At 70.8% G+C, this 20,149-nt stretch carries 20 protein-coding genes and 1 pseudogene; 5 read left to right on the top strand and 16 right to left on the bottom strand.

What is annotated here, in order from left to right; all coding sequences use genetic code 11:
* Positions 1-73: 73 nt before the first annotated feature.
* Entirely contained in the window at positions 74-520 is a 447-nt protein-coding gene (locus tag V5O46_RS14805; RefSeq protein WP_332885049.1) for a peptidoglycan-binding domain-containing protein, read from the top strand.
* A gap of 36 nt (positions 521-556) precedes the next feature.
* On the opposite strand, the gene mqnP is transcribed toward V5O46_RS14805, so the two are convergent.
* Together mqnP and V5O46_RS14795 are read right to left on the bottom strand one after the other, a co-directional pair.
* On the bottom strand, positions 557-1,459 hold the full coding sequence (gene mqnP, locus V5O46_RS14800) for a menaquinone biosynthesis prenyltransferase MqnP (protein ID WP_332885048.1): 903 nt from the start codon (positions 1,457-1,459) through the stop codon (positions 557-559).
* Positions 1,456-2,913: a menaquinone biosynthesis decarboxylase gene (locus V5O46_RS14795; RefSeq protein WP_332885047.1), complete on the bottom strand. Its 1,458-nt coding sequence runs from the start codon at positions 2,911-2,913 to the stop codon at positions 1,456-1,458. The genes mqnP and V5O46_RS14795 overlap by 4 nt, the downstream gene beginning before the upstream one ends.
* Positions 2,914-2,990: 77 nt before the next feature.
* On the opposite strand from V5O46_RS14795, the gene V5O46_RS14790 reads away from it, so the two are divergent.
* The gene (locus tag V5O46_RS14790) at positions 2,991-3,359 is read left to right on the top strand and encodes a PLD nuclease N-terminal domain-containing protein (RefSeq protein ID WP_332885046.1); all 369 of its coding nucleotides are present in this window, start codon (positions 2,991-2,993) and stop codon (positions 3,357-3,359) included.
* 12 nt (positions 3,360-3,371) lie between these two features.
* Here V5O46_RS14790 and V5O46_RS14785 read toward each other — a convergent pair whose 3' ends face one another.
* Positions 3,372-5,474, bottom strand: coding sequence for a serine/threonine-protein kinase (locus V5O46_RS14785; protein ID WP_332885045.1), 2,103 nt, complete (start codon positions 5,472-5,474; stop codon positions 3,372-3,374).
* A gap of 158 nt (positions 5,475-5,632) precedes the next feature.
* Positions 5,633-6,130, bottom strand: coding sequence for an LppU/SCO3897 family protein (locus V5O46_RS14780; protein ID WP_332885044.1), 498 nt, complete (start codon positions 6,128-6,130; stop codon positions 5,633-5,635).
* 196 nt (positions 6,131-6,326) lie between these two features.
* On the opposite strand from V5O46_RS14780, the gene V5O46_RS14775 reads away from it, so the two are divergent.
* Entirely contained in the window at positions 6,327-6,929 is a 603-nt protein-coding gene (locus V5O46_RS14775) for a TetR/AcrR family transcriptional regulator (protein WP_332885043.1), read from the top strand.
* Positions 6,930-6,947: 18 nt separating this feature from the next.
* Here the strand turns inward: V5O46_RS14775 and V5O46_RS31930 are convergent, their stop codons facing one another.
* Positions 6,948-7,226, bottom strand: a complete 279-nt coding sequence (locus V5O46_RS31930; protein WP_408648995.1) for a hypothetical protein — start codon at positions 7,224-7,226, stop codon at positions 6,948-6,950.
* A gap of 130 nt (positions 7,227-7,356) precedes the next feature.
* Complete coding sequence (locus V5O46_RS14765; RefSeq protein ID WP_332885042.1) at positions 7,357-7,761, bottom strand: SRPBCC domain-containing protein; 405 nt, start codon at positions 7,759-7,761, stop codon at positions 7,357-7,359.
* Positions 7,762-7,879: 118 nt separating this feature from the next.
* Here V5O46_RS14765 and V5O46_RS14760 point away from each other — a divergent pair, with 118 nt between their 5' ends.
* On the top strand, positions 7,880-8,299 hold the full coding sequence (locus V5O46_RS14760) for a hypothetical protein (protein WP_332885041.1): 420 nt from the start codon (positions 7,880-7,882) through the stop codon (positions 8,297-8,299).
* Here V5O46_RS14760 and V5O46_RS14755 read toward each other — a convergent pair.
* The 9 genes from V5O46_RS14755 to hemL all read right to left on the bottom strand — a co-directional run bounded on the left by V5O46_RS14755 (position 8,289) and on the right by hemL (position 18,057).
* Positions 8,289-9,218: a CU044_5270 family protein gene (locus V5O46_RS14755; protein ID WP_332885040.1), complete on the bottom strand. Its 930-nt coding sequence runs from the start codon at positions 9,216-9,218 to the stop codon at positions 8,289-8,291. The two genes, V5O46_RS14760 and V5O46_RS14755, sit on opposite strands and share 11 nt — an antisense overlap.
* Complete coding sequence (locus V5O46_RS14750) at positions 9,215-9,832, bottom strand: RNA polymerase sigma factor (RefSeq protein ID WP_332885039.1); 618 nt, start codon at positions 9,830-9,832, stop codon at positions 9,215-9,217. Before V5O46_RS14750 ends, V5O46_RS14755 begins: the two co-directional genes overlap by 4 nt.
* Positions 9,833-9,935: 103 nt before the next feature.
* The gene (ccsB, locus tag V5O46_RS14745; RefSeq protein ID WP_408649000.1) at positions 9,936-11,006 is read right to left on the bottom strand and encodes a c-type cytochrome biogenesis protein CcsB; all 1,071 of its coding nucleotides are present in this window, start codon (positions 11,004-11,006) and stop codon (positions 9,936-9,938) included.
* 98 nt (positions 11,007-11,104) lie between these two features.
* Positions 11,105-13,072: a cytochrome c biogenesis protein ResB gene (locus V5O46_RS14740; protein ID WP_408648994.1), complete on the bottom strand. Its 1,968-nt coding sequence runs from the start codon at positions 13,070-13,072 to the stop codon at positions 11,105-11,107.
* A gap of 3 nt (positions 13,073-13,075) precedes the next feature.
* Positions 13,076-13,843 (bottom strand): cytochrome c biogenesis CcdA family protein, encoded by a 768-nt coding sequence (locus V5O46_RS14735; protein WP_332885038.1) that lies wholly within the window; start codon positions 13,841-13,843, stop codon positions 13,076-13,078.
* A gap of 1 nt (position 13,844) precedes the next feature.
* Positions 13,845-14,477, bottom strand: a complete 633-nt coding sequence (locus tag V5O46_RS14730) for a TlpA family protein disulfide reductase (RefSeq protein WP_332885037.1) — start codon at positions 14,475-14,477, stop codon at positions 13,845-13,847.
* 110 nt (positions 14,478-14,587) lie between these two features.
* Entirely contained in the window at positions 14,588-15,844 is a 1,257-nt protein-coding gene (locus V5O46_RS14725; protein ID WP_332885036.1) for a polysaccharide deacetylase family protein, read from the bottom strand.
* 141 nt (positions 15,845-15,985) lie between these two features.
* Positions 15,986-16,633, bottom strand: a complete 648-nt coding sequence (locus tag V5O46_RS14720) for a histidine phosphatase family protein (protein ID WP_332885128.1) — start codon at positions 16,631-16,633, stop codon at positions 15,986-15,988.
* Positions 16,634-16,740: 107 nt separating this feature from the next.
* Positions 16,741-18,057: a glutamate-1-semialdehyde 2,1-aminomutase gene (hemL, locus tag V5O46_RS14715; RefSeq protein ID WP_332885035.1), complete on the bottom strand. Its 1,317-nt coding sequence runs from the start codon at positions 18,055-18,057 to the stop codon at positions 16,741-16,743.
* A gap of 654 nt (positions 18,058-18,711) precedes the next feature.
* Between hemL and V5O46_RS14710 the strand changes: the two genes are divergently transcribed.
* Positions 18,712-19,149 (top strand): hypothetical protein, encoded by a 438-nt coding sequence (locus V5O46_RS14710; protein ID WP_003974483.1) that lies wholly within the window; start codon positions 18,712-18,714, stop codon positions 19,147-19,149.
* Between the two features lie 67 nt (positions 19,150-19,216).
* On the opposite strand, the pseudogene V5O46_RS14705 reads toward V5O46_RS14710, so the two are convergent.
* Positions 19,217-20,148: pseudogene (locus tag V5O46_RS14705) on the bottom strand (tyrosine-type recombinase/integrase).
* Position 20,149: the final 1 nt, after the last annotated feature.

The raw sequence follows: 20,149 nt of genomic DNA, 5'->3' as shown, positions 1-20,149 counted from the left end.
GGTGTCCCGCAGGCACTCGACGGACTTCCGCAAGCACTCGGCGGAGTTCCCCACGCACTCGAAGGAGTCACCCATGCACCACACCCGGCAGCACCCCCACGGTGGACCGCGCCGGACGGCGGTCACCGCCGCTGCCGCCGCTGCCGCCGCCGCCCTGATCCTGCTGCCCGCCGGTTCCGCCCAGGCGGCCGGCGGCGCGTCATCGGCTCCGGCCGCCGCCAAGGCCGCGGCCGGCTGCTCCGCTGTCAGCACCGTCGGCCGCTACTGCGGCTACCACGCGGGCACGGCCTGGGCCCAGCGCGGCAGCACCGGCGCCCATGTCAGGGAGATCCAGGCGCTGATCAACGAAACCACCCGCTTTCCGCAGGCCAGCGGCAAGAGGCTGGCCGTGGACGGCATCTACGGCCCGGCGACGGAGACCGCGGTCGAATGGTTCCAGTGGTACTACATCGGCGTGAGCGCCTCCGACGGCATCGTCGGCCCCCAGACCTGGGAGGAACTGCGCTACGGCAAGCGCTGAGCCACCGGTCCCAGACCGGTGGCTGAGCCACCGGTCCTAGACCGTCAGCCCGCGGACCAGCAGGTCGAGCAGCGCGCACACGAACAGGGCGATGCCGATGAACCCGTTGACGCTGAAGAACGCCCGGTCGACGCGGGTCAGGTCGTGGGGACGGACGATGGTGTGCTCGTAGAGGAAGGCGCCCGCGACGATCAGCAGGCCGAGCCAGAAGAAGGCACCGGCGTCGGTGGCGACCGCGTACCAGACCAACAGCGCGGTCGTCACCGTGTGACAGGCGCGGGCGCCCCAGATCGCGGCCGGGACGCCGAAGCGGGCCGGAACCGAGCGGACACCGATCTCCCGGTCGGTGTCCACGTCCTGGCAGGCGTAGATCAGGTCGAAGCCGCCGATCCAGATGCCCACCGCCAGACCGAGGAGCACCGCGTCCCAGGACCAGCTGCCGGTGATCGCCAGCCAGCCGCCGACCGGGCCCATGGCCTGGGCGAGACCGAGGATGGCCTGCGGGAAGTTGGTGAACCGCTTGCCGTAGGGGTAGACCACCATCGGCACGATCGCGATCGGCGCGAGGGCCAGGCAGAGCGGGTTCAGCAGGGCCGCCGCGCCCAGGAAGACCACCAGGGCGACCAGGGCGCCCGTCCACGCGTGCCGCACCGACATCGCGCCGGTCACCAGCTCGCGGTGGGCGGTGCGCGGGTTCCGCGCGTCGATCTCACGGTCGATGATCCGGTTGACGGCCATCGCGAAGGTGCGCAGACCGACCATGGCGAGGGTGACCAGGAGCAGTCGGCCCCAGTGGATGTTCCGGTCCCACTCGTACATCGCCGTCAGTGCGGCGATGTACGCGAAGGGCAGGGCGAACACCGAGTGCTCGATCATCACCAGCCGCAGGAACGCGCGTGCCCCACCGGGCTGGGGCACCGCGGCGGCGGAGGCGGTCACAGGCCGTATTCCTTCCAGCGCCGCGTCACCCGTTCGGCCGTATCCGGGTCCGAGAGGACCATGTCGGGCCAGCCGCCGTCGCGTGTGTAGCCCTCCTCGGGCCACTTCTTCGTCGCGTCGATGCCCGCCTTGCCGCCCCAGAACTGCTGGTAGGAGGCGTGGTCGAGATGGTCGACGGGGCCTTCGACGACGGTGAGGTCGCGGGCGTAGTCGGTGTTGCCGAGCGCGCGCCAGGACACCTCGTGCAGATCGTGGACGTCGCAGTCGGCGTCCACCACCACGATCAGCTTGGTCAGCGACATCATGTGCGCGCCCCAGACGGCGTGCATCACCTTCTGGGCGTGCTTGGGGTACTTCTTGTCGATCGAGATGATCGCGCAGTTGTGGAAGCCGCCGGACTCGGGGAGGTGGTAGTCGACGATGTCCGGCACGATGATCTTGAGGAGGGGGAGGAAGAAGCGCTCCGTGGCCCGTCCCAGCGGCCCGTCCTCCGTCGGGGGGCGGCCGACCACGATCGACTGGAGCAGCGGACGCTTCCGCATCGTCACGCAGTCGATCTTCAGCGCGGGGAAGGGCTCCTGCGGGGTGTAGAAGCCGGTGTGGTCGCCGAAGGGCCCCTCGGGCAGCATCTCGCCGGGCTCCAGCCAGCCCTCCAGCACCACCTCGGCCTGCGCCGGCACCTGCAGCGGCACGGTCTTGCAGTCGACCATCTCGATCCGCTTGCCCGCCACGAACCCGGCGAACAGGTACTCGTCGATGTCGCCGGGCAGCGGGGCGGTGGAGGCGTAGGTCACGGCGGGCGGGCAGCCGAAGGCGATGGCGACCGGGAGCCGCTCGCCGCGGCGGGCGGCGACCTGGTAGTGGTTCCGGCTGTCCTTGTGGATCTGCCAGTGCATGCCGATGGTGCGGCTGTCGTGCCGCTGCAGCCGGTACAGCCCCAGATTGCGGACGCCGGTCTCCGGGTCCTTGGTGTGGGTCAGGCCCAGGTTGAAGAAGGAGCCGCCGTCCTGCGGCCAGGTGAACAGCGCCGGGAGCCGGTCCAGATCGACGTCGTCGCCCTGCAGCACGACCTCCTGCGCGGGCGCGCTGTCGGACTTGACCTTCTTCGGCGGTACGTGGGTCATCGCGCCGAGCTTGCCGAAGGCCTCGCGCACGCCGACGAACCCGTGCGGCAGCTCGGGCCTGAGCAGCCCGCCGATCTTGCCGGAGATCTCGTCGTACGACTTCAGGCCCAGCGCCTTGAGCAGCCGGCGGTCGGTGCCGAAGACGTTCATCGCCAGCGGCATCGCGGAGCCCTTCACGTTCTCGAAGAGCAGCGCGGGACCGCCGGCCTTGTTCACCCGGTCGACGATCTCCCCGACCTCCAGATACGGGTCCACCTCGGCCTTGATGCGCTTGAGGTCGCCCTCGCGCTCCAGCGCCCTGAGCAGGGAGCGAAGATCGTCGTAAGCCATGGGGTCCAGTATCCCCGAGCGGCTACCCTGGCCCTGTACCGCCCACCGCTTTCGCACGATTCGCTGGAAGAGGCCGCATGCTCCGGGTGCTGATGTTCCTCGTGCCACTGGCGTTGAGCGTCTATGCGTTCATCGACTGCATCAGCACGAAGGACGAGGACGTGCGCCACATCCCCAAGCCGCTGTGGGCGATCCTCGTCCTGCTGTTCCCGCTGGTCGGATCGATCTCGTGGATCCTCGCGGGCAAGAAGCGGCACGGGTCCGCTCCGCTGGGCCGCGCCCAGGGTCCGGGCCAGGGCCGGGCGCAGTGGGTCGCGCCGGACGACAATCCGGACTTCCTCAAGTCCCTCGGCCAGGACAAGGACCGGGACGGGGACAAGGACGGCGGCCCTGACAAGGACCGCGGCCGGGACAGGGACCGTGACGAGGATCCCAAGGGCGACTGAGCCGGGCCCGGCTCAGCTCCGCGTCCAGCGCTGTGACGCCTCCCCCGCGCAGGTGGACGTCGCCACACCGCCGCCGAAGGCCAGGTCGAGGCAGCCGCCGTTGCTGACGCTCCGGATCGATCCGCCGGACCCCGACTTCCAGCGCGCCGCCGTGCTGTCGCAGCCGCCGATGAAGACCGCCTGGCCCAGCATGTTCGCGTACAGGCACCCGCCGTTGGCCTGGTTGACGAGCCGGAAGCTGCCACCCGACGCGGCCTGGACGGTCCAGGAGGCGGCGGCGCCCGAGCAGGAACCGTCGGACGCGGCGCTGAAGACGGCGGTGAGGCAGTTGCCGTTGTCGCCGTTGCGGTAGCGGTACGGGCCCGAGCCGGGGGCCGGGGCGGAGGTCGACGCACCTCCGGAGCTACCACCGGAGCTGCCACCGGAGCTGCCACCGGAGCCGCCTCCGGAACTCCCGCCGGAGCTGCTCGACCCGCCAGAAGCACCGGAACCGCCCGAACTCCCAGAGCTCCCAGAGCTCCCAGAGCTCCCGGAACTCCCGGAACTCCCGCCGGAGCTGCCGGACCCGCCTGAGCCGTTCGAGCCGCCCGACCCGTTCGAGCCGCCCGACCCGTTCGAGCCGCCGCCCGTGCCGGAGCCGCCGCCCGCACCCGTACCGGTGTCGGCACCCCCACCGCCACCGGCGCCCGAGCCGCCCGTGGCACGGGAGGTGTCCCCGCCCGAACCGCCGCCCTGGCCGGCGCCGTTCCTGGCCGATCCGCCCCCGGTGTCCTTGCCGTTCCCGCCCTTCCCGCCGTCCTTGTCCGCGCCCTGCGACGACGACGGGGACGCGGACTCCCCAGGGGTGCTCCCCTCCGCGCCCGAGGCGGACGAACCGGGTCCGGGCGACGCCGTGACGGCGGCCGAGGCGGACGGCCCCGCGTCGGCTCCGGTGGCCGGGTCGGAGACGTTCGGCAGGAGCTGGATCGCGAGCGTCGTCCCGGCGGCCACCACGACGACGGGCACGACGGCGAAGAAGGGGCGGGCCCGGCGCCGGGCGCCCTTCTTCCCCTTCTCCCCCGTCTCCTGCTGCTTCTGCTTCTCCGGCTGTCCCGGCCGCGCAGCACCCGCGGGCTGCGGCTCCGGCTCCGGCTCCGGCTCGGGCTCGGGCTCGGGCTCGGGCGGCAGTTCGCCGGGTTCCGGCACCCGCGCGGCGAAGGCGGCCCGCTCGGCCAGCCGGGCACTGACCGTCTCCGGCCACAGCGGCGCGGCGAACGGGCCGTGCCGGTCGGCGAGTCCGACGAGCTCGGCGGCGCTGGGCCGCCCTTCGTAGTCCTTGTCGAGGCAGGACGCGACGACTTCGGCAAGCTCGGCGTCGAGTGCGTGCAGGGCGCCGAGGTCGGGTTGCTCGTGCACGATGCGGTAGAGCACCGCGTGCCCGGACTCCTCGCCGAACGGAGGCCGCCCGGAAGCGGCGTACGCGAGGACCGAGCCGAGGGCGAAGACGTCGACGGCGCTGCTCGACGCCCGGTTGCCCGAGGCCTGTTCGGGCGACATGTAGGCGGGCGTGCCGACCACCATGCCGGTCCGGGTCACCTGGCTCTGCTCGGCGGCGCGGGCGACCCCGAAGTCGATGAGCGTGAGCCCGTCGAGGGTCAGCATCGCGTTGGACGGCTTGAGGTCCCGGTGCACCATGTCCAGCGCGTGCACCGCGGCCAGTCCCGAGGCGGCCTCCCGCAGCAGCAGCCACAGCGCGTCGGCGGGCAGCGGTCCGTGCAGCTCGACGGCCTCGTGCAGGGTGATGCCGGGTACGTAGGCGGTGGCGAACCAGGGCGGCCGGGCCTCGCGGTCACCGGCGAGCAGCGGTGCGGTGGCCTCCTCGGGCAGCCGGGACAGGTTGTCCAGCTCGTGCCCGAAGCGGCGGACGAAGTCGGGGTCCTCGGCGACGACGGAGGGCAGCACCTGCTTGACCGCGACGTGGCGGCCCTCGTGGACGCCGAGGAACACCCGGCCCATGCCTCCGGCGCCGAGCCGTCCGATCAGCGGGATCGGCCCGATCCGCCGCGGGTCGTCCGCCTCCAGCGGTTCGGCCCCGCTGCCCGAGAGTTCCGGCCCTTGCCCCTGTGGCCCGTTCACGCTCTCCCCGTCTCCCCCGTCTCCCCCGTCGGCCTGGCCGGACCCGCGTCCGTGCGCTCCCCCCCGGAGCCCGCACGGACGGACACGGATCCGGGCGTGGGCACCAGTCTGGTCCATCGTCCCGTCCGTGAAAAGTCTTTCTAGAAAACAGTTCTATTTCAGCGGGCGTACGAACCGAGGCCGATCAGGCAGTACACGTACTCGTTGATGGTCGCGCCGTTGAGGGTGTAGCGGGAGGAGAAGGCGTACTGCGTCCGGGGGTTGTCCTCGCAGCGGCTCAGGTCCGAGGTGAGCGGGATGGTCTCGATCACCTTGTAGTGCGCGTCCGACGCCGAGCAGGACACCTCGTCGACATCGTCGACCTCTTGCGCGGTCGTGGAGGTGGGCAGGCTGCCGTTGAGGCAGGTGCCGGACTCGTACGGGTCCGGCGGCTCGCTCGGCGAGGCGTAGGGGTCGCTGCTCTCGGGAGTGTACGGCGAGGGACTGTACGGACTCGACGGGCCCGACGGGCTCGACGACCCGGCCGCCGCGTCGGAGCCGTCGGCGCCGCCGCAGCCGGTGAGCGCCAGCGAGAACCCGAGGGCCGCGGCGGCGAGCAGTGCCGGGCGGAAGCGGCCCGGGCGAGCGGCGGCCGAGGGGTGCTGCGAGGAAGACACGGGCGACTCCAGGTCCTGGCGTAGGGCGTGCGACGAGGCACCAGTGTGCTCCGCCGCGGCGGCTTACTGTAGTGGATTTCTAGAAATGAACTCTAAAAATTCACCTGCTGCGGCGCAGGAGGGCCCGTGCTCTACCCTGTCGGTCACCGCCCCCCACCAGGCAACCGGCCCAGCACGACACCGAGGACGGCCATCGATGAGCCCCAAACAGCACCGCGGGGAGGTCACCGCCGACCTGCTGCTCGACACCGCCCTCCGCCTCTACACGGAGTCGGGCGAGCAGGGCGTCACCGTCAGCGCCGTGACCAAGGCGAGCGGGGTCAGCCTCGGCAGCCTCTACCACCACTTCGGGAGCCTGGACGGCCTGCTCACCGCCCTCACGGAACGCTGGACGCACCGGCTGCTGGGGCAGTTGGTCACCGCGGTGACAGCGACCGACACCGGCCCGGACGGAATCCGGGCCGTGGTCGAGGCCTACGTCGGCTTCGTCCGCGAGCACCCCGGCGCCGCGCTGCTCATCCACTCGCCCTACGCGGACGAACGCATGATGGCCAGGGCTCCGGAGCTGCGGGAGGCGCATGCCCCGAGCGTGTCGGCGTTCGCCCTCTGGGCGCAGCCCCGCATCGAGTCCGGCGAACTCGCCCCGCTGCCGCTGCCGTTGGTGGAGACGCTGGTCCTGGGCCCGGTGGTGGGGCTCGCCCGGCGCTGGCTGGCCGGCATCCAGGACATCGACCTCGACGAGGCGGTACGTATCCTGCCGGACCGGATCTGGCGGTCGATCAGCGCGGACCCGGACTGAACCGGGCCCGCGCCGGGATCACTGGCCGTCGAAGAACTCTTCGGCCCGGGTCGCACCGAGTGCTCCGTCAGGCCAGAGGTCCACGTGTCCCGCGACGCGATGGAGGAACCCGCCCTGCTCGGCGGTATCCAGGCTCAGCAAGATCAGAGCAGCGGACCCAGAGGCTGACAGAACGTCCGCCCTGAGCACATCACAGGTCCGGCTGTGCCGCACGAAGACGGCCGGATCGTCGCTGAAATGCCCCCGGTCCAAGGACTCGGAGTACACCCAGCGCTGTCCGTCGGGCATCTCGATCAACGACAGAGAAGTGTCCGGGCGATCGATGTCCTCACGGCCCGCGGGGGTTACCGGCGCAGTTTCGCGGACTACGCGGTACTGGAGAGCGGCCCCGGCGATGACACAGCGCGGCCACCCCCGCAGGACGGGCTCAGTCAGTCTGTTCCAGGACCGCGACGAGCCGCTCGAACCGCGCCCGCCAACGCTGTTCGCTCTCCCGGCCACCGCGGAACTCATGAGTGAAGCGGAGGGCTGCGCCCCGGTCGCCGTCGCGTTCCAGGTGGAACCGGATCCGCCCGCCGTCCTCCAGCGTGTACTCGGCGACCCGGTCCACGTCCCAGGCGGTGACCCGGCCGGTCCCGATGTCCCGCAGGGTGACCGCGCCGCCGAGCCGGGCTTCGAGGACGTCGGCCGGGGTGAACCAGGCGGCGAGCCCCGTCGGTGTGGACAGGGCGGGCCAGACCTCCTCCATGGGCCGGGGGAGCCGCACCAGGAAGTGCAGGATGTGCGTGCTCCCGCGCGTCCGGCTGGCGCCCTGTTCGATGGAACCGGTCATACCTCCAGCGTGACTCCGGCCTTCGCAAAATGCACACGGCCGCACACCAAGATCGTGATATTCATAGAGCGACCCCGAACATCCATGCGATGTTCATGAAAACGGGAGGGAACCCCACGTGAAGAAGAACCTCGGCCGGTCCGCTTCGGTCGCCGCCGCCGCGTCCGTCCTCGCCCTGGGCGCCACGCTGGCGAGCGCCGGTACCGCCAGCGCGCACCCGTCGGTGAAGTTCGACTACTCCAGCAACCAGATCATGGTGCTCACCGGCGGTACCCCCGCCGGCTACGCGAACTGGTTCGCGGACCCGCAGGCGGGCTGGCCGGGCGACCTGATCACCGCCTACGACTCCAAGTCCGACGGGTACGGCATCGAGGCCCACCTCAGCAACGGGCGCGTCGCCTCGACCCGGGGCCACAACGCCCCGTACACCGACAAGGCCTCCGGCAACCTCCCCGAGGGCAAGAGCTACAAGATGTGGGTCTGCCTGGTGAAGGGCAGCTGGTCCTCCTGCTCCTCGAAGATCACCGTCACGGCCTGACCCCCGCCTCGTCCACCACGGCACGGCGGAGCACCGCCGTGTTGCTGGTGACGGTGCCCTTCTCGACGTCCGAGTAGTCCTCGGTGGCCACGCTGCGCTCACCGAGGAACTCGTACGTCGTCCGGTCGAAGATCCACTCGTCGCGGGTGGGGTTGTCCGGGTCCTCGCGGGTGATGGCCACTCCCTTGCGCCCGGCGGCGTCGACCGCGTTCTCGACGATCGTCACGCCGGGGATCCGCGCGACCGCCCGGTAGAGCGCGGCACCCTGCTCGGGCGGCACGACGGCGTTCCGGATCAGGTCGGCGACCAGCACGTACATCGCCTGATGGGTCTCCTGGCCGCTGTACTCCGGGGCGGTCTCGCGCAGCCAGTCGTACATCTCGTCCGGATCGGTGGGCAGCGTGGACAGGTGGCGGTAGTTGGTCGTGACCTCGTAGCCGGCCTCTCCCGGCTGTGCGTCGGGGTCCGTCGACCACCGGCCCCGTCCCGTCTCCTGCATGAGCCCCTTGCGGGTGCCGTCCACCGCGTGCCAGCTCTCCAGCCGGTGCAGCGGCGGAATCCTCGTCTTCGTCCCCTCGCCGGTCTGCGAGTAGGACACCTTGCTGTCCACGTACACGTACTGGTCGTCGCGGATCTCGCCGTAGTCGCCGCCGCGCTCGGCCGCCAGGGCGATGTCCTCCAGCAGCGCGACCGTCGCCCGGCTCGGGGGCTTCGCGCTCGCGTCGCCGCCGGAGCCCGGCGGCAGCAGCACGAGGGAGACGGCGGCGGCCGTGGCGACGGCAGCCGCGGCGAGTGCCGGGCGCAGCCACCCCCGGCGGGCGCGGGTGGTCTGTTCTTCCTGCCGGATCTCGGTCATCAGATGCTCCTTGAGGAGGCGGTGACGGCCCGGCCGGAGGTCCCTCTCGGGAAGCTGGTTCATCGGTTTCCCTCCGTGATGGGCCCGACCGCGCGGGTGCGGTCGTCACCTCTCATCTGTCCGTGAGCGGCGGACGGTTCCATACGTTCGAGATGTTTCGCGAGCTTTGTCCGGGCTCGGGAGAGCCGGGAGCGAACGGTGCCCACCGGCACGCCGAGCGCCTCCGCGGCGGCGCGGTAGTCCAGTCCCGACCACACGCACAGTGCGAGCACCTCCCGCTCGGCCCGCCGGAGCCCGGCCAGCGCGGCGCGGACGAGGGCCAGTTGTGCCGCGTCGTCCACCCGCCCGGCGACTTCGTCGGCGAAGTCCCGTACTGTCTCGTCGCGCGGCAGCCGCGACACCGCAGCCGCGTGTCTTCGGGCGGCGCGGGTGGTGTTGCGGGCCACGTTGGTCGCGATGCCCAGCAGCCAGGGCCGCAGCGAGCCGCCCTCCGCGTCCAGCCGCCCCCGCAGCCGCCAGGCCTCCAGGAAGGTCAGCGAGACGACGTCCTCGGCCGTGCTCCACTGCCCCGTGAGCCGGAAGGCGTGGTTGTAGACCGAGCGTGCGTACGCGTCGAAGAGGTCGCCGAAGGCGTCGTGGTCCCCCGCACGGATACGGTTCCGCAGATTCGTCTCCACACCCTGTCGTCTGTCCGTACGGCGAAGGCCGGTTCCCGTGACGCGGGTCACGGGAACCGGCCTTCGGCGGCGGCACGGGGCGGGACGGCCGGTGCGCGGGGCCTCAGAAGCCGACGGCCTGGAGCGCGCCCAGGCCCACATCGGCGTACGAGTGCTTGCCGGAGACGAAGATGTTGACGCCGTAGTAGTTGAACAGCCAGCAGGCGAAGGCGACCAGGGCCAGATACGCGGCCTTGCGGCCCTTCCAGCCGGCGGTGGCGCGGGCGTGCAGGTAGCAGGCGTAGGCGATCCAGGTGATGAAGGACCAGGTCTCCTTGGGGTCCCAGCCCCAGTAGCGGCCCCAGGCGTCGCCCGCCCAGATGGCGCCCGCGATGATCGTGAACGTCCACAGCGGGAACACGGCGGCGTTGACGCGGTAGGCGAACTTGTCGAGGGAGGCGGCGGAGGGCAGCCGGTCGAGGACCGAGTCGGCGAAGCGGCCGGGCTTGCCGCCGCTCGCGAGCTTGTTCTCGAAGCCGTCCTTGAACAGGTAGAGGACGGTGGAGACCGCGCCCACGTAGAAGACCGCGCCGCAGAAGATCGCCGTGGAGACGTGGATCCACAGCCAGTACGAGTGCAGGGCGGGCACGAGCTGGTCGCTGGCGGTGTAGAGGACGGTGACGGCCAGACCCAGGTCGAGCAGCACAGTGGTGGTCAGCGGCAGGCCGAGCCAGCGGATGTTCTTCTTGAGGGCGAGCAGCACGAGGTACACGCCCACCGCGGTGGTGGTGAACGTGATGTTGAACTCGTACATGTTGCCCCACGGCGCCCGCTGCACCGACAGGGCGCGGGTGAGCACACCGCCGAACTCCAGCGCGAAGGCCAGCACCGTGAGGGAGATGGCGATCCGCCCGTAGAGGTCGCCCTTGACGGTGTCGCCGTGCGCGCCGGGCCCGTCGGGCACGTCGCGGGTCCCGGAGGTGGACCGGACGACGACCTTGGGGCGCTCCAGGACGGTGGTACCGCCGCCGGCCTGCTTCACCGTCACCGCGGGGGCCGTCCCGGTGCCTGCCTTCGCCCCTGCCGCGGCCTGCGCCTCGGTGGTGAGCGCGGCGGCGGTACGGCCGACCCTGCTGCGGCTGCCGAAGATCCACTCGGCGATGTACGCGAGGAAGGCCAGGGTGTAGACCGCCATCGCGGAGTAGATCAGCGTGTTGCTGAGGTTCGCGAGGTTCTCGTTGGTCGCGGCGGCCAGGTCGACCGCGGCGGCGAGATCGTGGGTGATGGCGAGAGTCACTTCTGCTCAGCCCTCTCGGCAGGTGCGGCTGCGTGGTGGTGTGGGTCGGGGGCTTCGTGGGTGTCGGGCGTGTCGTGGGTGCCGGGCGTGTCGCGGGTGCCGGGCTCCGAAGTGCCGGGCTCGGTGGGCTCCGGGGCGGTGGACTCGAGGCCGGTGGGCTCCGGGGCGGTGGACTGGGGGTCGGTGGACTCCGGGGCGGTGGACTCGGGGTCGAGGTCGGCGGGCTCGGAGTCGGGTGCGCCGGGGGCCTGTGCGTACAGGACCGCGGCAAGATCGCCGAGTTCCTCGGGCACCTTGGCGGACTCGCTGCGGCCGAGGCCGGCCATCTCGACGACGGTGACCCCGTCCGCGCCCCTGACCGCCCGCACCCACACACGGCGGCGCTGGACGAACAGGGAGGCGGCGAGACCGAGGATGGCTGCGAGGGAGCCGGCGAGCGCCCAGCCGCTGGCGGGCTGTTCGGTGACCTGGAAGCCGGCCCACTCCGTGACGCCCTCGAAGGTGACGGTGCCGGCGCCGTTCGGGAGAGTCATGGTGTCGCCCACGGCCAGCTGCTCCTTGAAGAGCTCGCCGTCGGGGTCCTTGAACTCCTCCAGGTTCCGCTTGTCGAGCTGGTAGACGCTCTGCGGGAAGCCCGCGTCCACGCCGAGGTCGCCGTGGTAGGCGGAGAGCGCCAGCATCGGATTGAGCGGCGCCGGGAACTGGGACACCATCGTGGTGCCCTTGCCGCCGTACGTCGGCAGGAACCAGGCGTTGAAGCCGAGCTGCTCCTTCTCCCCCTTGGCGTTGCGGTAGCCGTCCATGACCTTGACGGCGCCGGAGGAGGTGACCATGGCGTCCTGCGGCAGCAGGGGCACGGCCTCGTGGTCCATGACCACGTTGCCCCGGGCGTCCTTGACGGTGAGGATCGGCGCATAGCCGTGGCTGACCAGGTAGATCTTCGAACCGTCGATCTCCAGCGGCTCGTTGACCTTGATCGTGGTGGTCTTCTCCGCGCCGTACGCGCCCTCGCTGTAGGTGAGGTGGGCCTCGAAGGTGCGCGGGGTGCCGCGGTTGGGGCCGGTCGGCTCGTAGGTGCCGTTGAAGTCCTTCAGGGTGAAGCTGAACGGGTCCAGGTCGTCCGCGGCGAAGAGGTTGCCGGACTTGAAGTCGTCGTACTGGGTGAGGGTGTTGGAGAAGCCGCCGCCCTCCAGGATCAGCTTGTTGCCCTCGTACCGGAACAGCTGGCCCCAGGCGAAGGCGATCAGCATCACGATCAGGGCGACATGGAAGACGAGGTTGCCGAGCTCACGCAGATAGCCCTTCTCGGCGGCGACCGCGTCCCCGCTGACATGGGCGCGGAAGCGGCGCCTGCCCATCAGGGCGAGCGCGGCCTCGCGGACCTGCTCCGGCTCGGTCTGTGTGCGCCAGGTGGTGTAGGCGGGCAGCCGGGTCAGGCGGCGGGGCGCGCCGGGCGGGCGGCTGCGCAGCTGGCCCACGAACTGCCAGGTGCGCGGGACGATGCAGCCGATGAGGGAGACGAACAGCAGGATGTAGATCGCCGAGAACCACACCGAGCTGTAGACGTTGAAGAGGCCGAGCTTGTCGTAGACCGGGGCGAGCGTCTCGTGCTTCTGGCGGAAGAGCTCGACCTGGGTGGGGTCGACGCCGGTCTGCGGGATCAGCGAGCCGGGGATCGCGCCCAGCGACAGCAGCAGGAGCAGCAGCAGCGCGACCCGCATCGAGGTGAGCTGCCGCCAGAACCAGCGGACCCAGCCGACGACGCCCAGGGCGGGCAGGTTCGGCTCCTCGGTGGGGGCCGTGGACAGCCGGGATCCGGCGTCGCCCAGCTGCTGGTCGTCGCGGGCCTGCGGGGTCTCGTCGGTGGTGACCCCGGCCACGTCGGTGGTGACCCCAGCCGCGTCGCTGGTGACCCCAGCCGCGTCGGTGGTGGCCTCGGTCGCGTCGGTGGTCGCCTCGGTCATCGGTCAGATCCCCACAGTGAAGCCGTTGGACCAGGTCTGCATCTGCGCCACCATGCTGTCCCAGGCGCCGGTCAGCAGCAGCAGACCGGTCACGATCATCATGGTGCCGCCGATGCGCATCACCCAGACATAGTGGCGCTTGATCCAGCCGAAGGCGCCGAGCGCCTTGCGGAAGGCGACCGCGGCGAGCACGAAGGGCACGCCGAGGCCGAGGCAGTAGGCGACGGTCAGTACGGCGCCGCGGCCGGCGCCCGCCTGACTGGAGGAGAGCGCCAGCACGGACCCGAGGGTCGGGCCGATGCAGGGTGTCCAGCCGATGCCGAACAGCGCGCCCAGCACCGGGGCGCCGACCAGCCCCGTCGCGGGCCGCCGGTGGAAGCGGAACTCGCGCTGGGTGAACCAGGGCATCAGCCCCATGAAGAAGACGCCCATGAGGATCATGAAGACGCCCAGCACCCTGGAGAGGATCTCCTTGTTCTCCTGGAGCGTCTGCCCGAAGTAGCCGAGCAGCGCCCCGCTGGAGACGAACACGGCGGTGAAGCCGAGCACGAACAGGGAGGCGCCGACCACCATCCGCCCGCGCCGCGCGTCGGCCAGATCAGTACCGGTGACCCCGGTGACGTAGGAGAGGTAGCCGGGGACGAGGGGCAGGACGCAGGGCGAGAAGAAGGAGACGAGCCCGGCGAGCAGGGCGATCGGCAGCGCCAGCAGGAGCGCCCCGTCGCGTACCGTCGCGCCGGGATCCGCCGCGAGCGTCGAGACTGCGCTCACGTCACTTCTCCGCGAGGACCGGGTCGACCATCTTGCGCAGCTTCTCCTCGGTCAGCGGCTGGAGGGCGCGGGAGGCGATCTTCCCGTCCCGGTCCAGGACGAGGGTGGAGGGGATGGCCTGCGGGTTGAGCGTGCCCTTCTCGAAGCGGAGCATCAGCTTGCCCGAGGGGTCGTACAGGCTGGGGTAGGTGACGCCCTGCTCCTCCTCGAAGCGGAGGGCCGCGGCGGTACTGGTGTCGCGGGTGTTGATGCCGACGAACCGGACGCCCTGGTCCTTGGTGTCCTGGTAGACCTTCTCGAAGTTCTTGGCCTCGGCGCGGCACGGCCCGCACCAGGAGCCCCACACGTTGAGGACGACGATCTTGCCGCGGTAGTCGGCGACGTCGAGCTGCCCGCCGTCGACGGTCTCGCCGGACAGCTCGGGTGCCTGGTGCCGCTCGCCCTTCGCCACGGTGGCGATGCCGTCGGTGCCGGTGACGAAGTTGGTGTCACCGCCGCCGCCCGAGGTCCCCCCGGAGCTGCACGCGGTCGCGAACAGTGCGCACGCGGCGGCGCCCGCGGTCAGGGCGGCACGGCGACGGACGCGGACCGTGGTGCGGTTCGAGCGCTGGGAGGCGCGGCTGTCGGCACTCATGTGAAAAGTTTCGCATGTCCGTTCCGGGGATCTTGCCCACCCCCCTCACGGGTGAGAACCCGCATTTCAGAGCCGTTTCCGGCGTCTCGTTCGCAGGATCGCCCGCGCACTCAGGTCCGCTTCCAGCCCTCCGCCGGCGCCTGGCCGACCTCCAGTCGGCGCAGCTGCGCGAGCACGTCCGGCTTCTGCACGTCCAGCCAGTCGGTGAACTGCCGGAAGGAGACCATCCGGATGTCCCCGCCCTTGTCCCGCTCCCTGGCGATGTGCTTGAGGGACTCCTCCACGGCATCCATGTAGATGCCGCCGTTCCACTCCTCGAAGTGGTTGCCGATGAAGAAGGGTGCCCGATTTGACTCATACGCCCGCTTGAATCCCTGGATGTAGGCCTGCGCGGACTGCTCGCGCCAGGCCGGGTAGTTGTGCGGCGGCGCCTTGGTGGTGTTCACCGACTGGTTGGCGAGCATGTTGTAGTCCATCGAGAGGACCTCGAAGGAACGTCCGGGGAAAGGTATCTGCTGGAGCGGAAGGTCCCATATGCCCTGCTTCCTCACCGGCCACACCTGACGACCGCCGGGCGAGGAGGCGTCGTAGCGCCAACCCAGCTCACGGGCGGCGGGCAGCAGCTTGTCCTGGCCGAGAAGGCAGGGCGTACGGCCGCCGACCAGTTCCTTGTCGTAGTCGAAGGGCAGCGACGGCAGATCGGTCCAGCCGGTGTTGGTGCGCCACTGCTTGACGAAGGACTTCGCCTGGTCGATCTCGCTGCGCCACTGCTTGGGCGTCCAGTTGCCGACCGAGCCGGAGCCGGCGCAGAAGTGGCCGTTGAAGTGGGTGCCGATCTCGTGCCCGTCCAGCCAGGCCCGGCGGATGTTGGTCAGCGTGTCCTTGATGTGGCCGTCGGTGAGGTATCCGATGTCGGAGGCGCCGCGGCGGTTGTTCGGCGGGTCGTAGAGCCGCTTCTTCGACTCGGGCAGGAGATACAGCCCGGAGAGGAAGAAGGTCATGTGCGCGCCGTGTTCCTCGGCCAGGTCCAGGAAGCGCGGGAAGAGGCCGTTGCCGACCTCGCCCGCGCCGTCCCAGGAGAAGACGACGAACTGCGGCGGTTGCTGCCCCGGCTCCAGCGGCACCGGCTCGTCCGGCTGGTGGGGCTGCTTCCCGGTGTACGACGTGGAGCCGTCGCCGATCGGACGGGCCTTCGGCGCACTGCTGCCGGACGGCGACGACGACGGGCCGCCGGAACCGCCGGCCGCCCCGGAACCGTCCGACGGTGTACGGGAGTCCGACCCGGGAGAGCCGCAGCCCGCCAGTCCGACGGCCGCCGCGGCACCCGCACCGAGCCCGAGCATTCCCCTGCGGGTGAGAGAGCGCATCGCTTCCCCGATTCTCACGTCCTCTGGTGGTCACCCAGTCAGAGGACATGAGAGAAGGGGTGGTTCCGGATTACTTCCGGAAATCTGTGCGGATTCCGTAACGAAAGGTGATCAAGTCGGGCGGAAGCGACGAGCCTCGATTCAGGCCCCGTACGCCTTGGACTGCCCCTTGACCGGCTTGGCGCCGGCCAGGAGGTGGGCCGGGACCAGATCGCGGGCCGGTTCGGTGTAGCCGACGGAGACGATCCGGTCGCCCTGGTACGTGAACGTCGTCAGTGACGCCAGCGTGCACTGGCGGCGGCGCGGGTCGTGCCACAGGCGGCGCTTCTCCACGTAGGACCGCACGATCCAGATCGGCAGCTGATGGCTGACCAGCACCGCCTCGTGCCCGCGGGCACGGTCCTTGGCGGCGTCGAGCGCGCCCATCATCCGGATCACCTGGTCGACGTACGGCTCGCCCCAGGACGGCTTGAACGGGTTGACCACGTGCTTCCAATTGGCGGGCCGGCGCAGGGCGCCGTCGCCGATGCCGAAGGTCTTGCCCTGGAACACGTTCTCGGCCTCGATCAGCCGCCCGTCGGTGTCGAGGTCCAGCCCGTGCACCTTGGCGATCGGCGTCGCCGTCTCCTGCGCCCGCTCCAGCGGGGAGGCGACGGCGTAGGTGATGTCCCGGGGGGCGAGGTGCTCGGCGACCCGGTCGGCCATCCGCCGGCCCAGCTCGGACAGGTGGTAGCCGGGCAGCCGCCCGTACAGGACCCCGTCGGGGTTCTCGACCTCGCCGTGCCGCATCAGGTGGACGACGGTGATGTCGTCGCCGTGCGCACCCCGGGCGTTCCCGCCGGTCCCGCCGTTCCCGGTGCTGCCGGTGCTGCCGGTGCTGCCTGCGTTCCCGGTGCTCATGCCGTCGCCTCCGCAGCCGCCCGGGCCGCCGCCGGAAGGGCGTCGGCGATGCGCTGCACGGCGAGCTCGTCGTGCGCGGTGGACACGAACCAGGACTCGAAGGACGACGGCGGCAGATAGACGCCGCCCGCCAGCATCGCGTGGAAGAAGGCGGTGAACCGGAACGACTCCTGCGCCCTGGCCTCGTCGTAGTTGTTCACCTGCCCGTCGGTGAAGAACACCGAGAACATGTTGGAGGCGGTCTGCAGGGTGTGCGCGACGCCCTCCTTGGCGAGTGCCTCCGTGACGAGGCCCTGGATCTGCGCGGACACGGCGTCGACCCTGACGTACGCGGCGTCGTCGAGGAGCCGCAACTGGGCGAGGCCGGCGGCGGTGGCGACCGGGTTCCCGGAGAGGGTGCCGGCCTGGTAGACGGGCCCGGCCGGGGCGAGGTGCGCCATGACGTCGGCGCGTCCGCCGAAGGCCGCGGCGGGGAAACCGCCGCCCATGACCTTTCCGAAGGTCATCAGGTCGGGGACGACGCCCTCGACGCCGTACCACCCGGCCCGGCTGGTGCGGAAGCCGGTCATGACCTCGTCGGACACGAACAGCGCGCCGTTCGCGGCGCAGGCGTCCTTGAGCCCCTGGTTGAACCCGGGCAGCGGGGTGACGACGCCCATGTTGCCGGGAGCGGCCTCGGTGATCACGCAGGCGATCTCGCCGGGGTGGGCGGCGAAGGCGGCGTGCACGGCGTCGAGGTCGTTGTACGGCAGCACGATCGTGTCGCCGGCCTGGGCACCGGTGACGCCGGGCGTGTCGGGCAGCGCGAAGGTGGCGACGCCGGAGCCGGCGGCGGCGAGGAGCGAGTCGACGTGGCCGTGGTAGCAGCCGGCGAACTTGATCACCTTGGTGCGCCGGGTGAAGCCGCGGGCGAGGCGGATGGCCGACATGGTGGCCTCGGTGCCGCTGGACACGAGCCGGACCTGCTCGAGGGGGGCGATCCGGGCGATCATCTCCTCGGCGAGCGCGACCTCGCCCTCACCGGGTGTGCCGAAGGAGGTGCCGCGGGCCACGGCCTCCTGCACGGCGGCCGTCACCTCGGGGTGCGCATGCCCGACGATCATCGGCCCCCAGGAGCACACGAGGTCGACGTACTCCCGCCCGTCGGCGTCCGTCAGATACGGCCCGGTGCCCGACACCATGAACCGGGGGGTGCCGCCGACGGCGCGGAAAGCCCGCACCGGCGAGTTCACGCCGCCGGGCGTGACGGCCGCCGCACGGTCGAAAAGGGCCTGCGAGGCCGGGGCTTCGTACGGATATGCCTGTTCGCTCATGACCTGCGACTTCTCCGACCTTCTCGACCTTCTCCGACTTCTCGGACACCGGTTGCGTGGCTGACCTCCTCAGGGTAGGCCAGGGGGCAGGCCGGCAGCGGGGGCCGGGCGGGCCGTCGGCGCCTGCCCGGGTTGTGACCAGGGCGGTGGCCGGAACCATGGACACGGATGCATACGGATGCCCACGGATGCACACGGATCACGGCCGGATGATCGGACAACCGGTCCGGGAGCCGCGTCGTCTGCCAGACTGGAGCCGGAAACAGGCAGTTCACACGGGGCACATGACCACGGCCTGACGAGAGGCTGCCGACATCCTGCGGACAGATGTTTTCACCGCACGTTTCGGCGGGCTGCCGTGGGGGAGGTCACTGACACGATGATCGGGTTGCGCGGAGGGGTCCGCGCGTCCTAGAAAAGCAGTCGGGTGGAGATATGCATCGCGGTGGCGGACTGGGCGAGGGGACCGACGACCTGGGTCCTCGCCGTGCCCGGCGGGGAAGGCACCGGCGCGAAGCGGAGGACACGACCGAAGCACGTCGGACGTTCGGCACGGACGACGCTGCAGACGGTGCAGACGGAGTACCGAGCGATCCGGGCCGGCCCGACCGACGGGTGGACCGGCTGAGGGCGGGGAGCAGGAATGGTGGTCGGGTGGGGGTGACGTACAAGTATTTCGGCGCGCCCGACGGCGCGACCGCGGCCCGCGTCCCGATCTCCATGCGCCCGGAAGAACTGGGCGGCGACGAGCTCGGGATGAACGGCATGTTCACCAAGATCAAGCCGGAGACCATGGCCGCCATGGTCCTCACCGGCATCGAGGGCGTCCCCCTGCACAAGGTGCCCCCGCTGGAACTGGTCGTCCTCCACCCCGACTACGCGGTCGTCAAGCTCCCGATGACCGTCGTCGACCCGCTCCGCGGCATCGGCGAGGAGGCGGTGGGCGCGGCGGCGTTCATCTGGTCCACGGTCCCCGACCGCGGCGGCCCGCGGGACGCGTTCAACGTCTACCAGCTGCTGCACGAGTGGCAGGACTTCTCGCACCGCCTGCACGAGGCGGGGCATCAGCCGTACTGCCTGGTGTGGCCCTGACCTGGGGTTTTGGTGGGTTCGGGCGGGGCTTTCGGGTCCCGCTCTCACTAGTGCCTGAGAGGGGCCGTCAGGCGGCCAGGGCACATTGAGGGCACATTGGTTTCGCGTGGGGCACCGATGTGCCCTGGGCGGCGGCGGGATCGCCGTCGTCCTCGGTCTCGGCTTCCGTGAAGGCGTCGTCGATCGCCTTGCGGGTACGGGTCTCGCTGGACGGCAGCAGGTGGGTGTACGTCCGCAGCGTGAAGCCCGGGTCCGAGTGGCCGAGGTACTCGGAGAGCGCCTTGATGCTCTCGCCCGCGTCCAGGAGCACGGAGGCATACGCGTGACGGAGGGCGTGCATGCCGTCCTCAGGCGCCGCCTGGAGGTACCTCTCCCCGCGCTCGCGGGGAGGGATCACGCCGGCGGCGACCAGGGCTCGCTTCCAGGCGCCCATGTTGAAGACGCTGCGGTTGTCGCTCGGCCCTTCTCGTCGACGAAAAGCAGCCGGAAGGTCTTGGGCTCGCCGTCGGGCTTCGCCCAGGGCAGCGTGACCGCCGTGGGCGGGAATCGCCTCATGTGGCCCTTGAGGGCAGTGGCCGGCTGCGCCGACAGCGGCACTGACCGGATCCGGTTGCCCTTTGTCAGGGCGAAAACCGGCTTCGTGCCGACGAGCCGCACCTGGCGGTTGACGTGGATCCTCAAGGACCGCAGCTCGCGCCGGCCGAGGTGGGCGACGATGTGGTTGCGAACGGTGGCCTCGTAGCGGAGGGCCGTGGTCGGGCCGACCGAGTTCGCGTCGAGCCACTTCTGGGCGTAGGCGCCGAGCGTCTGCTTCGTCTCGGCGGGAACGACGTAGCTGCCGCTCCGGATTTCGACGTCGACCTCGGCCGCCCGCTTGTCGGCTTCGGCCCTCGTGTGGAAGTTCTCCTTGCGCTGGTGGCCGTCCAGGTCCCGGTACCGAACCTGCCAGCGCTTCCCGGTCCCGTGGTCCAGCGAGCGTGATGGGACGGATAGCTCCAAC

It is taken from the genome of Streptomyces poriticola (assembly GCF_036689765.1).
Lineage (GTDB): Bacteria > Actinomycetota > Actinomycetes > Streptomycetales > Streptomycetaceae > Streptomyces > Streptomyces poriticola.
Note: the sequence above shows the minus strand (reverse complement) of the source record. Positions and strands in the feature narration are given on the sequence as shown.